General features: G+C 59.0%; 8 protein-coding genes and 3 pseudogenes. 5 read left to right on the top strand and 6 right to left on the bottom strand.

Translation table 11 applies throughout. The features are described from left to right. The first annotated feature begins 48 nt into the window (after positions 1-48). Positions 49-1590: an alkaline phosphatase D family protein gene (locus AB1J88_RS00885; protein ID WP_430289973.1), complete on the top strand. Its 1542-nt coding sequence runs from the start codon at positions 49-51 to the stop codon at positions 1588-1590. 129 nt (positions 1591-1719) lie between these two features. Here AB1J88_RS00885 and AB1J88_RS00880 read toward each other — a convergent pair whose 3' ends face one another. Together AB1J88_RS00880 and AB1J88_RS00875 are read right to left on the bottom strand one after the other, a co-directional pair. Continuing rightward, positions 1720-4248 carry a PepSY domain-containing protein gene (locus AB1J88_RS00880; protein WP_430289972.1) on the bottom strand — a complete coding sequence of 843 codons (2529 nt, stop codon included), beginning with the start codon at positions 4246-4248 and terminating at the stop codon, positions 1720-1722. A gap of 235 nt (positions 4249-4483) precedes the next feature. Further along, positions 4484-6806 (bottom strand): annotated as a pseudogene (locus tag AB1J88_RS00875) (TonB-dependent receptor). A gap of 207 nt (positions 6807-7013) precedes the next feature. Between AB1J88_RS00875 and AB1J88_RS00870 the strand changes: the two are divergent. The 4 genes from AB1J88_RS00870 to AB1J88_RS00855 all read left to right on the top strand — a co-directional run bounded on the left by AB1J88_RS00870 (position 7014) and on the right by AB1J88_RS00855 (position 11823). Continuing rightward, positions 7014-7694, top strand: a complete 681-nt coding sequence (locus AB1J88_RS00870) for a Fe2+-dependent dioxygenase (RefSeq protein ID WP_430289971.1) — start codon at positions 7014-7016, stop codon at positions 7692-7694. Further along, positions 7691-8446, top strand: a complete 756-nt coding sequence (locus AB1J88_RS00865) for a tetratricopeptide repeat protein (protein WP_430289970.1) — start codon at positions 7691-7693, stop codon at positions 8444-8446. Before AB1J88_RS00870 ends, AB1J88_RS00865 begins: the two co-directional genes overlap by 4 nt. Positions 8447-8678: 232 nt before the next feature. Further along, positions 8679-10898: an alpha-xenorhabdolysin family binary toxin subunit A gene (locus AB1J88_RS00860; RefSeq protein WP_430289969.1), complete on the top strand. Its 2220-nt coding sequence runs from the start codon at positions 8679-8681 to the stop codon at positions 10896-10898. A 46-nt stretch (positions 10899-10944) separates the two neighbouring features. Next, complete coding sequence (locus AB1J88_RS00855; RefSeq protein ID WP_430289968.1) at positions 10945-11823, top strand: hypothetical protein; 879 nt, start codon at positions 10945-10947, stop codon at positions 11821-11823. A gap of 43 nt (positions 11824-11866) precedes the next feature. Here AB1J88_RS00855 and AB1J88_RS00850 read toward each other — a convergent pair whose 3' ends face one another. The 4 genes and pseudogenes from AB1J88_RS00850 to AB1J88_RS00835 all read right to left on the bottom strand — a co-directional run bounded on the left by AB1J88_RS00850 (position 11867) and on the right by AB1J88_RS00835 (position 16382). Further along, positions 11867-13030, bottom strand: coding sequence for a type III PLP-dependent enzyme (locus AB1J88_RS00850; protein ID WP_047291221.1), 1164 nt, complete (start codon positions 13028-13030; stop codon positions 11867-11869). A gap of 636 nt (positions 13031-13666) precedes the next feature. Then, positions 13667-14825, bottom strand: a pseudogene (locus AB1J88_RS00845) (betaine/proline/choline family ABC transporter ATP-binding protein). Continuing rightward, a complete protein-coding gene (locus AB1J88_RS00840; protein WP_430289967.1) occupies positions 14822-15475 on the bottom strand; it encodes an ABC transporter permease in 654 nt (217 codons plus the stop codon). Before AB1J88_RS00840 ends, AB1J88_RS00845 begins: the two are co-directional and overlap by 4 nt. Positions 15476-15487: 12 nt before the next feature. Further along, positions 15488-16382 (bottom strand): annotated as a pseudogene (locus AB1J88_RS00835) (glycine betaine ABC transporter substrate-binding protein). Positions 16383-16515 lie beyond the last annotated feature (133 nt).

The following is a 16515-nucleotide window of genomic DNA, read 5'->3' as shown; positions in this document are numbered from 1 at the left end:
AATTCATCATCCCGTGCTTAAGTTTTCCTTTTTTCAGGGAGAACACGCATGAGCGATTTCAACATTGGTCGCCGACGGGTCATGCAGGTTGTCGGTGCCGGGCTGCTGATGCCGGGGCTGGCGCCGGCAGTGATCGCGTCGGTCAAGGATCGGCCGCAACTCACCGACGGCGTGCAGTCCGGCGACCTGCAAGGCGACCGCGCGATGATCTGGAGCCGCAGCGACCGTCCGGCGCGGATGGTGGTCGAGTGGGACACCCGCAGCCAGTTTCGCCACCCGCGCCGTGTCGTCTCGCCACTGGCTGATGCGCGCACCGATTTCACCGCCCGGGTTGAGCTGACCGGGCTGCCCGCCGATCAGGCGATTTTCTATCGGGTGTATTTCAAGGACGCACAATCCGGCGTCGCCAGCGAGCCGTGGCTCGGCCATTTGCGCAGCGCACCGAAGGCGCGACGCAACATCCGTTTCGTCTGGAGTGGCGACACCGTCGGCCAGGGTTTCGGCATCAACCCGGACATCGGCGGCATGCGCATCTACGAATCCATGCGCCTGCGCCTGCCGGACTTCTTTATCCACAGCGGCGACACCATCTACGCCGACGGCCCGGTGCCGGCGCAAGTGACCACCGAAGGCGGGCGGATCTGGCGCAACCTCACCACCGAAGCCAAGAGCAAAGTGGCGCAGACCCTCGACGACTATCGCGGCAATTACCGCTACAACTTGATGGATGAAAACATCCGCCGCTTCAACGCCGAAGTACCGCAGATCTGGCAGTGGGACGACCACGAAGTGGTCAACAACTGGTCGCCGGGCAAGCAGCTCGACGAGCGTTATCAAGAGAAAGATATCCACACCCTGGTCGGCCGTGCGCGCAAGGCCTGGCTGGAATATTCGCCGATGCGTTTGCAGGCGACCGATGGCGGTGGGCGGATTTATCGCAAGCTCAGCTACGGGCCGATGCTCGACGTGTTCGTGCTCGACATGCGCAGCTATCGCGGGGCCAACGATGACAACCTTGGCGCGGCCAAACCGTTCCTCGGGCGCGAACAACTGGACTGGCTCAAGCGTGGCTTGAAGCACTCCAAAGCGCAGTGGAAGGTGATCGCCGCCGACATGCCGATCGGCCTCGGCGTGCCCGACGGCGAGGTCAGCCCGGGCGTCGCACGCTGGGAGGCGGTGGCCAACGGTGATCCCGGCCCGGCGCAAGGGCGTGAACTGGAAGTCGCCGAACTGCTCGGTTTTCTGCGGGCGCAGCACGTGCGCAATTTCGTGTTTCTGACCGCGGACGTGCATTACTGCGCGGCGCATCATTACCACCCGGATCGCGCGGCGTTTCAGGATTTCGAACCGTTCTGGGAATTTGTCGCCGGGCCGCTGAATGCCGGCAGTTTCGGGCCTAATCCGCTGGACAAGACCTTCGGGCCGGAAGTGGTGTTCCAGAAAGCACCACCGACGCAGAACGCTTCGCCGTTTGCCGGGTTTCAGTTCTTTGGCGAGGTGAATATCGAAGGGCAGAGTGGGGAGATGAGTGTGGTGTTGCGGGATTTGAATGGGGTAGCGGTGTTTGAGCAGAAGTTGCAGCCTGTCTGATTTCACAGGCACTGCAATTTCCTTGTGGGAGCGAGCTTGCTCGCGAAAGCGGTGGATCAGTTGACAATTAGGCCGGCTGGCACGACGCCTTCGCGAGCAAGCTCGCTCCCACATGGGGTATGAGTAGTGTCAGTACACGTCGCGGCGGTAGCGGCCCTGTTCGATAAGGCGTTCGACTTCGACGCTGCCGAGGATGTCGTTGAGTGCCTGATCGACGCCAGCGGCCATGCCCTGAAGGCTGCCGCAGATATAGATCACCGCACCGTCGGCCAGCCACTTCTTCAGCTCTTCAGCGGATTCGCGCAGGCGATCCTGGACGTAAATCTTCTGCGCCTGATCCCGTGAAAACGCCAGATCGAGTCGCGCCAGATCGCCATTGATCAACCACTCTTCCAGCTCCGCGCGGCAGAGGAAATCATGCTCGCGATTGCGCTCGCCGAACAGCAGCCAGTGACGCTGCTGACCGTCGGCGATGCGTGCCTTGAGCAGGCTGCGCAGCCCGGCGAGGCCGGTGCCGTTGCCCAGCAGAATCATCGGCACCGGTTGGTTCGGTAAGTGGAAGCCACTGTTGCGACGTACACGCAGGCTGATGCTGCCGCCGACCGGGGCATGCTCGGTCAGCCAACCGGAACCGATGCCCAGGCTGCCATCGCTGTGTTGCTCCTGGCGCACGATCAACTCCAGCACACCGTCAGCGGCAATCGAGGCAATCGAGTACTCGCGCATCGCCAGCGGCACCATTGCGTCCACCAGCGCTTGCGCATGCAGGCCGACCAGATGCGCGCGATGCTCGGGCAGTTGGCGCGAGGCGAGGGCGACTTCCAGCGGCTCTTCCAGGCCGTTGATCGTCACGCGGGTTTCGCCGCGAATGCCGAGGCCGTCGAGGAAATGTTCGACCGCCCACGCGCAATTGCGTGGCAGCACCTCTACCAGATCCCCGGCCAGCCAGCTGCTGGTACTCGGCGCCTTCAGGCCCAACAGGTAAACCGGCGCGCCGCTGCTGTCGGGATTCATCAGTTCGCGGCTGACCAGCGTCCAGTTGTCGTAGCTCGGCGCTTGCCAGGTGTCGACCGGCGCTTGCCCGGTGATCAGGCCGAGCTGCGTCTGCCAGTGACGCAGGGCGTACGGGTCGCCGCTGTCGACTTCGACCGGAGCGAACAGGGTCTTGCCGCCGTGATCGCCGAGCCACTGATGCAGGCGTCGGGCGAAGCCGCAGAAGTGTGGGTACTGGCGATCGCCGAGGCCCAGCACCGCATAGTTCAAGCCGTCGAAGCTGGCAGCGGTGCGCAGCACTTTGCGTTCGAAACCGCGTGCGCTGTCCGGTGCTTCGCCGTCGCCGAACGTGCTGACCACGAACAACGCATTGCTCGATTCACGCAGATCCTCGGCGCTGACGTCCGCCAGCGGCTGCACCTTCACCGGCAACCCGGCGGCCTGTAATTGCCCGGCGGTCTGCCATGCCAGTTGTTCGGCAAAACCACTCTGAGTGGCGAAACCCACCAGCCATGCCGGTGTATCTGCGTTCGGTGCCTGAAGACCTTTGCGTGCGTCCTGAATCTGTTTTTTCTTGCGCCGGCGGTCCAGATACAGCAGCCATCCGGTGATGAAAAACAGCGGCATGCACACGGCGGCGAGGGTGACGATGATCCGTCCGACGAGGCCGAAATAGCTGCCGACGTGCAGCGCGTAAATGCTGGTCAACAGCTGCGCCTTGAAGCTCTTGTCGGCGTAGCGGTCGACACGTTTGACCACGCCGGTGGCCGGATCGAGGGTGATCTGGTTCAGCGCGCGATCATGCGGCGAGCTGTCGAGCAGGTAGAACACGGTCGCCGGTTGCCCGGCCACTGGCGGCATGCGGATGTTGTAGGCCGACAGGCCCGGGCCGGCAGCGCTGTAGATGCTGCTCCACATCGCCGCGTAGTCGGCGGTGGGTGCCGGGCCTTCCGGCGTCGGGCCACGACCGCCGCGCATGCGCTCGTTTTGCGGCGCGTCGGAAAGCAGTCTGGTCAGGCCTTTGTTGTACCACTCGTACGACCAGGACAACCCGGTCAACGCCAGCAGCAGATACACCAGCAGACACCAGGTGCCGGCCACCGAGTGCAGATCCCAGTTGAAGCTGCGGCCCTTTTTCTGCCAGTCGAGGGTCAGCCACACGCGCCAGCTGTTCCACTGGCGCGGCCAGCGCAGGTACAGCCCGGAGAGGCAGAAGAACAGCAGGATCAGGGTGCAGGCGCCGGTGATGTTGCGCCCGGTATCGCCCATGGCGAGGAAGCGGTGCAGTTGCAGCATCAGACCGAAAAAGTCCTGGCCCACCGCGTCGCCCATGAACTCGCCGGTGTACGGATCGAAGTAGCGCATCTCGCCACGACGTTCGCCTTTGGGCGGGGTGAAGTAGACGCGTGCGGCGTTGCCGCTGTCGGTTTCGACCCAGAGCATGCCGACTTTCTTGCCGGAGTTCGCTTCGATGTGCTCCACCAACTCGACTGGAGGCAGGACGCCAGCGACCTGTTTTTCCACCTGCAACACCGACGGGTTCAGCGCCCGCAGGATTTCGTCCTGGAACGAATAGGCGGCACCGGTAATGCCCATCAGGGCCAGCACCAGCCCGGCAGTGATGCCGAAAAACCAGTGCAACTGGAACAGGGTTTTCTTCAACACGTCGCTCGCCTTGTCCGTTCGAAAATTGTCATCACGGCGCGCATTATGCCGTGGGTTGTCGAGAGCTTCTTTGATTACGCACAAAACCCCGTTCACATGAATGAACGGGGCCAAGCCTTGCGGCGCAGATCGTGTGGGAGCGAGCCTGCTCGCGAAGACGTCGTGTCAGTCAGCCTCTACTTGACTGACCCACCGCTTTCGCGAGCAGGCTCGCTCCCACAGGTTTCCACATCGGTCAGAAGTGGAAGTTGGTGCTCAACAGCGCCGTGCGGCCCGCCGCCTGATTGGCGAAGTGCGTCGAGAAGGCTTTGTCGTAGTAGACCTCGTTGGTCAGGTTCTGCACGTTGAGTTGCAGGTCGACGTTCTTGCTCAGCTTGTAGGCGGCCATCGCATCGTAACGGACATAGGAATCGACCATCGTCGTGTTGGCCACGCTGCCGTAGACGTCGTCGACGTAGAACGCGCCGCCACCGAGGGTCAGCTTCGGCGTGACCTGATAAGTGGTCCACAGGCTGGCGCTGTTTTGCGGCGTGTTGGGCAACTCGTTACCGTTGTTGGCCTTGTTGGCCGGCAGGTCACCACCGTCCACCTGTTCGCTGTCCATGTAGGCGTAACCGGCGAACACTTGCCACTTGTCGGTGATCTTGCCGCTGGCCGACAGCTCGATACCTTGCACGCGGGTCTTGCCGGCGTTTTCGTACGAGGTGGTGTCGACTTGTACGCGAGCGTTTTCTTTCTCGGTGCGGAAGAGGTCAGCGGTCAGCGACAGGCGATCGTTCAGCAGATCCCACTTGGTACCGATTTCGTAGTTCTTGGTGGTTTCCGGCTCCATGTCGCTCTTGAGCAGGTTGCCGTTGCGATCCGGGGTGCCGCCTAGGGGGTTGCCTTCCTGACCTTCACCGAGGGTGTTACCCGGTGGCGTCGCGGAGGTCGCGTAGGAGGCGTAGATGCTGCCGTTCGGTGCCGGTTTATAGACCACGCCGAACTGACCGGTGACGAATTCGCTGGTGTCATCACCTTTGGAGGTGGTGGTGCCGGCGTTGTTGTAGGTCTTGTAGTCGGTGTCGAAGTGGTCGTAACGCAGGCCCATGTTCACCAGCCACTGCTCGGACAACTCCAGGGTGTCGAACGCATACAGCGCGTAAGTGTTGGCCTTGGTGTCGGTGCCGGCGTAGTTGCGCGAGATCGCGCCGTTCCACGGATCGTTCGGGTTCGGATTCGACAGCGAGGTGCAGTTGTAGCCGCTCGATGCGCCAATCATCGACGGGGTGCAATTGGTGGTCGCGGCGCTGGTGCGCGGCGTGGTGTCAGTGTTGACGTTGTACGAGGACTTCTGGCCTTCCTCGCGGGTGTATTCGACACCGGTGGAGAAGCTGTTCTTGAAACCGGCGACGTAGAAATTGCCGAACAGGTCAGTCTGGTTGGTGGTGGTCTCGGTGTTGCTGACCCGCGTGTTGGCACGGCGCCAGACGCTGCCATTGTTGACGTTGCCCTTGCTGTCGTCCGGCTGAGTCAGGATGTAATCCTGCATGCTGGTGCCGTGGCGCAGGGTGTTCTTGATGGTCAGCGAATCGCTCAGGTCATGCTCGATGGCGAAAGTCGCGGTGTCGGTGCGGCCCTTGCGGAAGTCGCGATCCAGACCGTAGAAGTTGCTGTGATCGCCACCGGCATACGGCTTGTCCGGGTTGGACTTGGTACGTGCCGCCGAACCACCGGCCGGGATGGTGTAAGGAATGCCCGAGTCCGGGGTGTCGTTGCTTTCCAGATGGTAGTAGTCCAGGTTGACCCGGGTGTCGGTGCCCAGGCCAAACGCCAGGGACGGCGCGATGCCCCAACGGTCGTAGTCGACCTTGTCGCGACCGGCGACATTGCTCTCGTGGCTCATCAGGTTCAGGCGGCCGGCAGCGGTGTCGCTGAACTGGTAGTTGCCGTCCAGGGTGTAACGCTGGGTCTGGTCGGAGCCCCAGGTGAAACCACCGTCGAACGAGTTGCCCAAGTGTGCTTTTTTGCTCACCAGGTTGATGCTGCCACCGGCCGCGCCGCGACCGCCGATGGCCGAGTTCGGGCCCTTGCTGACTTCAATGTTTTCCACGGCAAAGATTTCGCGACTCTGCGAACCGGTGTCGCGCACAGCCGTCGAGGTAGGTGTCGCCCTGGGCATCGAAACCACGAATGAACGGACGATCGCCCTGCGGGTTGCCGCCTTCACCGGCACCGAAGGTGATGCCCGGCACGGTGCGCAGCGCGTCCTGCATGTTCAGGGCGCCGGTGTCTTTGAGCACTTGTTGCGGGATGACGGTGACCGAACGCGGGGTATCGACCAGCGGCGCGGTGTACTTGGGCGAGGAGGCTTTTTCGACCTGGTAGGACGTCGAGTCCTGCGCTTCGCCGGTGATGGCGGTAGCGTCCAGAGCGATGGCATTGCCGGAGGCTTTGCTGTCGGTCTTTTCTGCGGCGAAGACCATGTGGCCAGCGGAACCGGCGGTGATGGCGACACCAATGGCCGAAGCGAGCAAACGTGGTGAACTGACCGGCAATTGTGCGTGTTGACGTGACATTTTTATTCCCCTCCCCAAGGATTTGAGGTCGCGGAATATAGGGTAAACGGGTATTCGTATCAATTGCGAAACATTGTTATTCGCGACGAATTTACATTCTTTACAATTTAACCTTACGGTTTTTACCGATTCATCCGTCATGCGGGTTTTACACGGCCAATAAGAATCAATACCATTGGCACCCCTTTACCATCAGGTACGATCGCCATGCTGCTGCACATCCCCGGCCTGTTTGCCAAAGAAGAAGTGCAGCGCATCCGCGAGGCGCTGGAGCAGGCGGATTGGGCCGATGGCAAGATCACCGCCGGCTATCAGTCGGCCAAGGCCAAGCACAATCTGCAACTGCCGGAAGGCCATCCGCTGGCCAAGGAAATCGGCGCAGCGATGCTCGAGCGGCTGTGGAAAAATCCGCAGTTCATGTCCGCTGCGCTGCCGCACAAAGTATTCCCGCCGTTACTCAACTGCTACACGGCGGGTGGCAGTTTCGACTTTCACATCGACAACGCCGTGCGTCAGGCCAAAGGCAGCATCGAGCGGGTGCGCACCGATCTGTCGGCCACGCTGTTTTTCAGTGAACCCGAGGATTACGACGGCGGCGAACTGGAAATCCAGGACACCTTCGGCACGCAACGGGTGAAACTGCCCGCCGGCGATATGGTGCTGTACCCCGGCACCAGCCTGCACAAGGTCAATGCCGTCACCCGCGGCGCGCGTTACGCGTCGTTCTTCTGGACGCAGAGTCTGGTGCGCGAAGACAGCCAGCGCGCCTTGCTGTTCGAGATGGACGGGGCGATCCAGCAGCTCACTCAGGACTTGCCTGATCACCCGTCGCTGATTCGCCTGACCGGCACCTATCACAACCTGCTGCGGCGCTGGGTCGAGGTATGAGTTTTCAACTGCGGCGCGAGGAGGTGCTCGACGTTGCGCAGCTCAGCGCGATGCTCGAAGAAAGTCCGGCGCGTGCGGCGCAGGCGATTCTGCTCGCCGCCGGCCAGGGCATTGTTGAAGCGCAGGCGCTGCTCGGGCAGATCCTGCTCGATGGTCGCGGTATCGCTCAGGATGCGCCATTGGCGCTGCGCTGGTTTGGCATCGCTGCCGGGCAGGGTCACCTGATGGCGCGCAACATGCTCGGTCGCTGCCATGAGCATGGTTGGGGCTGTGTGGCGGATGCTGCGGTTGCCGCGCGGCATTATCGGATCGCTGCGCAAAACGGGTTGGACTGGGCGATGTACAACCTGGCCAATCTGCACGCTACCGGGCGTGGGACGACGGAGAATCACGCGCAAGCCCTGGCGTTTTATCGTCAGGCTGCCGAATCTGGGCATGCCAAATCGATGAATCTGCTGGGCCGGTATCTGGAGGACGGACACCACTGCCCGCAAGATGTGCCGATGGCGCGCCACTGGTATCGCCTTGCCGCCGAGGGCGGAGATTTTCGCGGGCAGTTCAGTCACGCTGCAATGCTTGCCGATGAGGGCCGGATCGAGGAGGCCCTTGGGTGGTTGCGCAAGGCGCTGGACGCGGGCAATGCTAATTTTCTGCGAGTCGCCAGTGTTTCCTTGTTGAATGCACAGCATCCGGAAGTGCGTGCGATGGCCGACGCATATAGTTTGCGTTTGGCGGAACTGGATAATCGTTGATTACTTGTTTTGCAACTGCCTGGTGTCATGTATTTGAACTTGCTGCTATCGATTAAACATCGTAGTGAATGTCTATTTGTCTTGAATACTAATATTTAAGAGCTTGTTGGTTGTCGTCTTGTTGTCTTAGTGTTGTTTTGCGGTGACGGCGATTGAGTGGGGTAAGCCATTTGATGAAGTCGTATTTCAAAATAACGCTAATTAAATATCCGAAGGCGACAAGGAGTCTCTTATGGAATTCAAAATGGACAGCAAGATCGTCGAGGCTGCCGCAAAGGCACCTCGAATGTTTGTAGATGCTTCGCTGGGCGAAGGTGAAGAATACAATCGGGAAACCGGTATTCAATTAACCAAAGAACAGATTGTCAGCCTGCGCAAGTATGAAGTTCTCGGGCTGTCGCTTCCGGTTCGGATCGAGGATGTCAGGAGCTATCTGAACTACGGTGCCGGGGATGTGGGGGGTGTTGGTCTCAAGGCGGTGGACTTTCTACGGACATTCACCCGCACCTACGACCATGCGAAACGCTGGTCCCCGCTGCGTGAAAAAATCATGCTGACCGGGACCGACCTGAAGATTTTTGCCGGCAGCATCATTCGCACAGGTGAAGGCATCGTAGAGATTTACGAAGACCTGAAAGCGTCCAGATATCTGGACGAATACGATATCAAGACGCCTCAAGAGTATCTGGAGCTCAAGCGCAGGATTCCAAATCTCCCCGATCTGGAGTTGCCTTCCGGTGATGTTCCGGAAATCAAGGAGTATCTCAAAAGCATGATGGCCAAAGTCATGCAGTGCCATGCGAAAGCCGAGGAGGTGAGATCCGAACTCGACAGCTTTGGCACCGATATGCGCGAGTCTGTGCTGCCGGAGATCAAGCTGCGACTGGAGTTCGTGTCTCGCAATACCTATCAGGCAGACATTCAGGCTCTTCAGGGCGAGATCGACCAGCGCTCGAAAGAAATCGATGTACTGAACAAGCAATATGATCAACTGGTTCAGGAAGCGATTGCCGCGGCAGCGACACTGAATATCGGTGGTCTGATTCTCGGTATCTATCAGGGCGTCAAAGCTGAAAAGATCCGCAAGGAACGAAACAGGCTGAAGGCGGAGCAACAGGCTTCCAACCAGCTGATGGCCAGCAAAAACCAGACGCTGAGTTCCCTGAACAAAGTGCGCGACGATTTGCAGAATCTGAGTTATGTAGCGATCGAGGCCGAAGTCGCTACGCAAAACCTGATGCTGGTATGGAGTGCGCTAAGTACATATATCAATGCATCTGTAAAAGAAGTTGATCTGATTCACGAAGCAACTTCCCTGAGAAAATTCAAGAACCAGATTCTCGCGATCATTGACCCATGGCAACAGATCAAGACGAATTCCGATCAGCTGTTGGGCGTCTTCGCTGCGGCAGATAAAGAGTACGCAAGCAGTTCCATGATGTTCAGGAGTAAGGTACTGATGTTTTCCCAACACAATCTTCCAACCCATTCGGAGTTCGATATCGCCGCTTTGCGCAATCACGCGGCGTCTGTTCAGGCAAGCGATACCACTGCGCGAATGCTGGGGGAACAGTTCAACTACCTTCCGAACACCGTTCGCACAATGAGTGACCTGACGGCGGTTATCCAGGAAGCTACTTTTGAACTTCGTAATCAGGCCCAGAAAACCTGGATTTATCTGGATAGCACACAGAATAAACTCAGGGCTTCTCAGAAGGATCTTCTCGAATACCCGGAAGATGCGGATGAAATTCATATGGAGATGGAAAGCAGACTCAAAGACGTATCAAGGAAAGTCTGCGAGTACGCGGACGATTTACAGGTGACGCACAACGGTATGAGTACCGCTTATGACCGGTCGGCTTCGGCGCAATGGATTGTCACGCTGCAGCAGGATCGGGCCTTCAGCGCAACGCTGAAAGTCAAATCCGAAGAGAAACTCGTCGATCTGGAAACACAGATGAAATCGGTATCCGAAGCGATTGACCTGATCGCCAAGGCCGGGGTGGAAAAGATCGGACAGGAAGCCCGGTTAACGCTGGATAACCTGAAAGCGCTGGGTCTGGCACCACCGCAGGTTCAGGTTGCACTGTTCGCCATTGATACTCTGAAAAAAATGATCTCGGGTATCGGGGAGGCCATTTCCTATCTGAACATGCTGGCGGCTTATAACCAGCTCAAGGAGAAGGCAGGTGATCTGAGGGCGCAGTTGAAGAAGCACACCAAGGACATTGAGCTGATTGATGGAAAGATTCTGCTGGTGCAAGTGCTCGACCAGTTGGACGAGGAGCGTTGGAGCTACGTGAATGAGTTCTCGAATCTGGTGACCCGGTTCAAGTCCTTCGCAGACGACTTCAAACAAGACAAGTCGCAGGCGGTCGAGCAACGCACGGTTGCCACAATCGCCGCGATTTCCGAGCTCCGGCAGTTTCTGAAAACCATTCAGCAGTAAGGGGGGCAAGGCGGTGAACGGTGTGTTCACCGCCTTATAAACGGTCATGAATACACTTGCCCATGAGTTTCAAGCAGCACAGCGGCGGACGTTGGACCGCTACACTTACTTTCTTGGTTCTCTTCATTCCACCTTCAACAACATTCCCTGGGTCTTTGAGCGCCGCAGGGCCAGCGGTCATCAACTGACGGTTCTGGTCAGCGATTCGCGTTTGATCAACGCCAGTTTCAATGCGCGCTACCTGCAGGAGTTCTGGGAGCGTAGTGCAGACACTCGGCGCCTGTGCACAACGTACGTGGCGGACCTTGCCAGATTCACCACTGAAACGCTGGAAATCGCCAGAAATACTTCAAGGAACCAGCCCCTCAGCGAGGTGGATTTCAAGTTGTACAGCTTGTCCAGGTCGCCGACCTGGAAGTTGTTTCCTGCAACGGATGTGTCGGACCTGGTTCACGAATTGGCGCTTCGGTTCAACGCTTTGAGTGCGCAAGTGCGCCAACTGAAATACACCAGCGCTGAGGTGCATACCGAGTCGTTCGGCCTCAAGTCGATGTTTTTCAAGGCGATGGAACATCAATCGTGCAAGTGCCATACACAGCCGACAGTGATCGATGAGTTATTTCGCGAAGCGCGCACGACGCCGGTTTGGGACGTGACTTATTCTTCAGCAGATCCAAAAGTCAGGGCCGCAGAATACAAAACCGATATCGCTGCGTTGTTTAACGCATCGGCTTCTGTGATTTCGCAAATGAGCTTCTTTCTTGAGGAAACGTGTCTGCGTATCGATACGGCGTTCCGTGAGTTATTGAAAGCGGAGCGCGCATCGAAGCTCGGAGAGTTGAATTTTCAGTTGGCCGCCACGAGGGAGGGCGCCGACGAGTTCATGGCGATGATCGATCACCTCGAGACCTGGCTGCGCAAATAAAAAAGCCCATGCACAAGCATGGGCCTTTCGGTTAAAGCATCACTTACACGTAGAACGATTTCAGCGGCGGGAAGCCATTGAATTCGACGGCGCTGTAACTGGTGGTGTAGGCACCGGTCGACAGCCAGTACAGACGATCACCGATCGCCAGGTTCAGTGGCAGGCCGTACTTGTAGTTCTCGTACATGATGTCGGCGCTGTCGCACGTTGGACCGGCGATCACCACTTCTTCCATCTCGCCTTTCTTCTCGGTCCAGATCGGGAACTTGATCGCTTCGTCCATGGTTTCGATCAGCCCGGAGAACTTGCCCACATCGGTGTAGACCCAACGCTCGACGGCGGTGCGCGATTTGCGTGCGACCAGTACCACTTCGCTGACCAGAATGCCGGCGTTGGCGATCAGCGAACGGCCCGGTTCCAGAATGATTTCCGGCAGGTCATCACCGAAGTCTTCTTTCAGGAAACGGATGATCTCTTCGGCGTAGGTTTCCAGGCTGTTGGTACGGGTGATGTAGTTGGCCGGGAAGCCACCGCCCATGTTGATCAGCTTCAAGTGGATACCGTCTTCTTCTTTCAGGCGCTCGAAGATCACTTTGACCTTGGCGATCGCTGCGTCCCAGACGCTGATGTCGCGCTGCTGCGAACCGACGTGGAACGAGATGCCGTAAGGCACCAGACCGAGGTCGCGAGCGAGGATCAGCAGGTCCATGGCCATGTCGGTCTGGCAGCCGAATTTGCGCGACAGCGGCCAGTCGGCAGTGGTCGAGCCTTCGGTGAGGATGCGCACATAGACTTTCGAACCCGGCGCGGCTTTGGCGATGTTGCGCAGGTCGGCTTCGGAGTCGGTGGCGTACAGACGCACGCCCTTCTCGAAGAAGTAGCGGATGTCCTTGGACTTCTTGATGGTGTTGCCGTAGCTGATCTGATCCGGGCTGACGCCACGGCTCAGGACTTTGTCCAGCTCATAGATGGAGGCGATATCAAAGCTCGAGCCTTTCTCTTTGAGCAGGTCGATGATCTCGACAGCCGGGTTGGCCTTGACCGCGTAGTAGACCTTGGCGAATTCGAAACCGGCGCGCAGGTCATCGTAGGCCTGGGCGATCATCGCGGTGTCGATCACCACGAACGGGGTTTCCTGTTTGTCGGCGAACGCCTTCATTTTCTGAAAGGTTTCGCGCGCGAAATAGTCTTCGACCTGGATCGACATGCTGGAGTGCTCCTATGGGCAAACGGGTAAAAACATGGGTGTAAATGAACGTCCTCCGTATCCCCCACTTTGGTTCGCCTACTTCCCAAGGCATGTCGCCGAAAGCAAAAAGGCCACGGGCGTAACTGCCCTTGGCCTTGCTGTCTCGTCGTCAGTACTTGAGCCGGATGGATCGTTTCCAGCATGGACGTTCGGCGCGAACTTTAGGGCGTGAGGGCCTGAGATCAACTAAAAATGTCGCGTTTTTGCACGCTTCTGACGTACGTCGCGGATATCACTCTTTGTAGCCGACCGAGATGACGGACAGATGTTCCCCAAGAATTTTCATGTGTTAAAAATACCTGCACGTTCGCCGCTTTTGTCGGCGAAGTCGAGGGTAAGTACGTTAGGCGCAACATCGGCGACGTTGGCGGCGAGAGAGGGGTGTGAGAGGGATTTTGGCTGTTTCGCAGGTCGCTTTAGACAGGCTGCGGGCTTTTTCGGTGTTGAGATTCTTTTTCGCCTGATGAGTGAAGAAAAAATCACCCGGATCCTGTGGGAGCGAGCTTGCTCGCGAAGGCATTTTCCCAGTCGACATCGTTGTTGACTGATATTCCGCTTTCGCGAGCAAGCTCGCTCCCACAGCTTGTGTATTTTTTAGGCGACTACCGCTTCAGCAGGCGAGACAATATTGGTCTTCATCCCGCGCGAACGTCCCGAGCTCAGATAGGCTGCAATCGACTCCTGCGTCACCTCGCCGAGGAACACCCGCTCGGCATCCATCACCGGCAGCCACGAGCGATTGAACTCGTACATGCGCGACAGCAAGATACGCAGGTGCTCGTCATACGCTGCAGTGGCGTTGAACTCGCGCAGATACTGCGCGCAGGTGCCGGTCTGGCGATGCAGGTCCGCGGCGTCGCACATAACCCAGCGCCTTGTTCTCGGCACAGGTGACCACCACGTAGCGGCGGTCATGCTCGTCCATCAGCTCCAGCGCATCGGCCACCGGGGTTTCCGGACTGACCGATGGGGCGTTGTCCGCCGCGTCTTCAGCCTTCACCAGCAGCAGACGCTTGAGGGTGCTGTCCTGGCCGACGAAGTTGCTGACAAAGTCGTCCGCCGGGTGCGCGAGCAGGGTGTCCGGGTGATCGATCTGCAGCAGTTTGCCGGCGCGGAAGATCGCGATCTTGTCGCCAAGCTTGATCGCTTCGTCGATGTCGTGGCTGACCATGATCACGGTCTTGTTCAGTGCGCGTTGCATCTCGAAAAACTCGTTCTGGATCATCTCGCGGTTGATCGGGTCGACCGCACCAAACGGCTCGTCCATCAGCAACAACGGCGCATCCGCCGCCAGTGCGCGGATCACGCCGATGCGCTGTTGCTGGCCGCCGGACAGTTCACGCGGGTAGCGATGCAGATACTGCTTGGGTTCCAGCTTGATCATGCTCATCAATTCGCGGGCGCGGTCGTGGCATTTCTGTTTGTCCCAGCCGAGCAGTTTCGGCACCACGACGATGTTCTCTTCGATGGTCATGTTCGGGAACAGACCGATCTGCTGGATCACGTAGCCGATGTTGCGGCGCAAGGTCACTTCGTCGAGGTCGGTGGTGTCTTCGCCGTTGATCAGGATCTTGCCCGAAGTCGGTTTGATCAGGCGGTTGATCATTTTCAGCGTGGTGCTTTTGCCGCAACCCGATGGCCCGAGGAACACACAGATTTCGCCTTCATTGACGGTCAGGCTTACCGAGTCCACGGCTTTGACATCTTTGCCGTTGCTCTGGAAGGTCTTGCTGAGGTTTTGAAGTTCGATCATTTGAGGAGTCCTTTTGGAGTCAGCGTACGTTGCAGCCACTGCAGGAGAAGGTCGGCGAAGATCGCCAGAAGACTGACCAGCAGCGCGCCGACGATCAGCATCGACATGTCGCTGCGGCTGATGGAGGCGAGGATCAGCACACCGAGGCCACCGGCGCCGATGGTCGCGGCGATGGTCATCACGCCGATGTTCATCACCACCGCAGTGCGCACGCCAGCGAGAATCACCGGCACCGCAATCGGCAGCTCGACCATGCGCAGGCGCTGGCCGAAGGTCATGCCGATGCCGCGCGCGGCTTCACGGATACCCGGCTCGACGCCGGTCAGGGCGAGGTAGGTGTTGCGCATGATCGGCAGCAGCGAATAGAGGAACACCGCGGTGATCGCCGGCATCGGCCCCAGACCCTGACCGAACTTGGAATAGAGCGGCAGCAGCAGGCCGAACAGCGCAATCGATGGCACGGTCAGCAACACTGTGGCGCTGGCTTGCAAGGGACCTGCGAGTGTCGGGAAGCGCGTCATCAGAATGCCCAGCGGCACGCCGATGAGAATCGCCAGTGTCACCGCGATGCCGACCAGGGTGATGTGCTGCCAGGTCAGGTGCATCACCTGCTGCCAGTCGAGGTGGGAAAAGGCGTTCAGAAATTCCATGACTTTTCCTCCTTAGTTGAGTGGATGCTGGCGCAGGAAATCGACGGCCACTTTCGATGGGCTTTCGTGATCGACGTCGACCCGCGCGTTGAGCTGGCGCATGGTTTCGTCGTCGAACAATTGCGCCAGCGGCTTGAGTTGCTCGGCCAGTTGCGGGTGCGCATCGAGGTAGGCCTGGCGCACCACCGGCGCGGCGGTGTAGTCGGGGAAGTAGTGCTTGTCGTCTTCCAGCAGTTTCAGGCCGAACGCATTCAGGCGGCCGTCGGTGGTGTAGACCAGACCGGCAAACACCTGGCCGTTGCGCAGCGCGGTGTAGACCAGCCCCGCGTCCATCTGCCGGATGTTCTTGCGGGTCAGGTTCATGTCGTAGAGCTTGACCATGCCGTCCAGACCGTCGGAGCGGTTGGCGAACTCGGTGTCCAGCGCCACCAGGTGATTGGTCCTTGGCCTCATCGCGCAGCACCTTGTTCAGGTCGCTGATGGTGTTGACCTGCGGATACTCCTCGGCGACTTTTTTCGGCAGGGCGAGGGCGTAGGTGTTGCTGAATTTCGACGGGGTCAGCCAGACCAGGCCTTTTTTCGCGTCGAGTTCTTTGACCCGGGCGTAGGACTGTTCGCTGTCGAGTTTCTCGGTGACATGGTTGTAGGCCACCAGCGACACGCCGGTGTATTCCAGAGCATGTCCAGCTGACCGCTTTCGTGGGCGCTGCGGGCGAGGTTGCTGCCCAGACCGCCGGTGATCTGCGCGTCGTAGCCTTTGCTGCGCGAGGGTATTGCGCGGTGATTTCCGCGAGCAGCGTCTGCTCGGTGAAGACCCGGCGCCGAGGCGGATAACCGGTTTTTCGGCGGCTTGGGCCAGTCCTGCAAACAGCAGGAGGCAGCTCAAGATCAAGCTAAATCGTTTCATAAATATTCCTTCGCAAAAGCCTTAAGACGGGCGCAAACCGCGTTCCAGCCAGAGACGGCTGGCGAGGGTGACGACGCCATCGAGCAGCAGGGCCAGCAGCGCGGTACACGCGGCGCCGAGCAGCAGTTGCGGC

Source organism: Pseudomonas sp. S8, assembly GCF_050473925.1.
GTDB lineage: Bacteria > Pseudomonadota > Gammaproteobacteria > Pseudomonadales > Pseudomonadaceae > Aquipseudomonas > Aquipseudomonas parakoreensis.
This window is presented reverse-complemented; position numbering and strand designations above follow the sequence as displayed.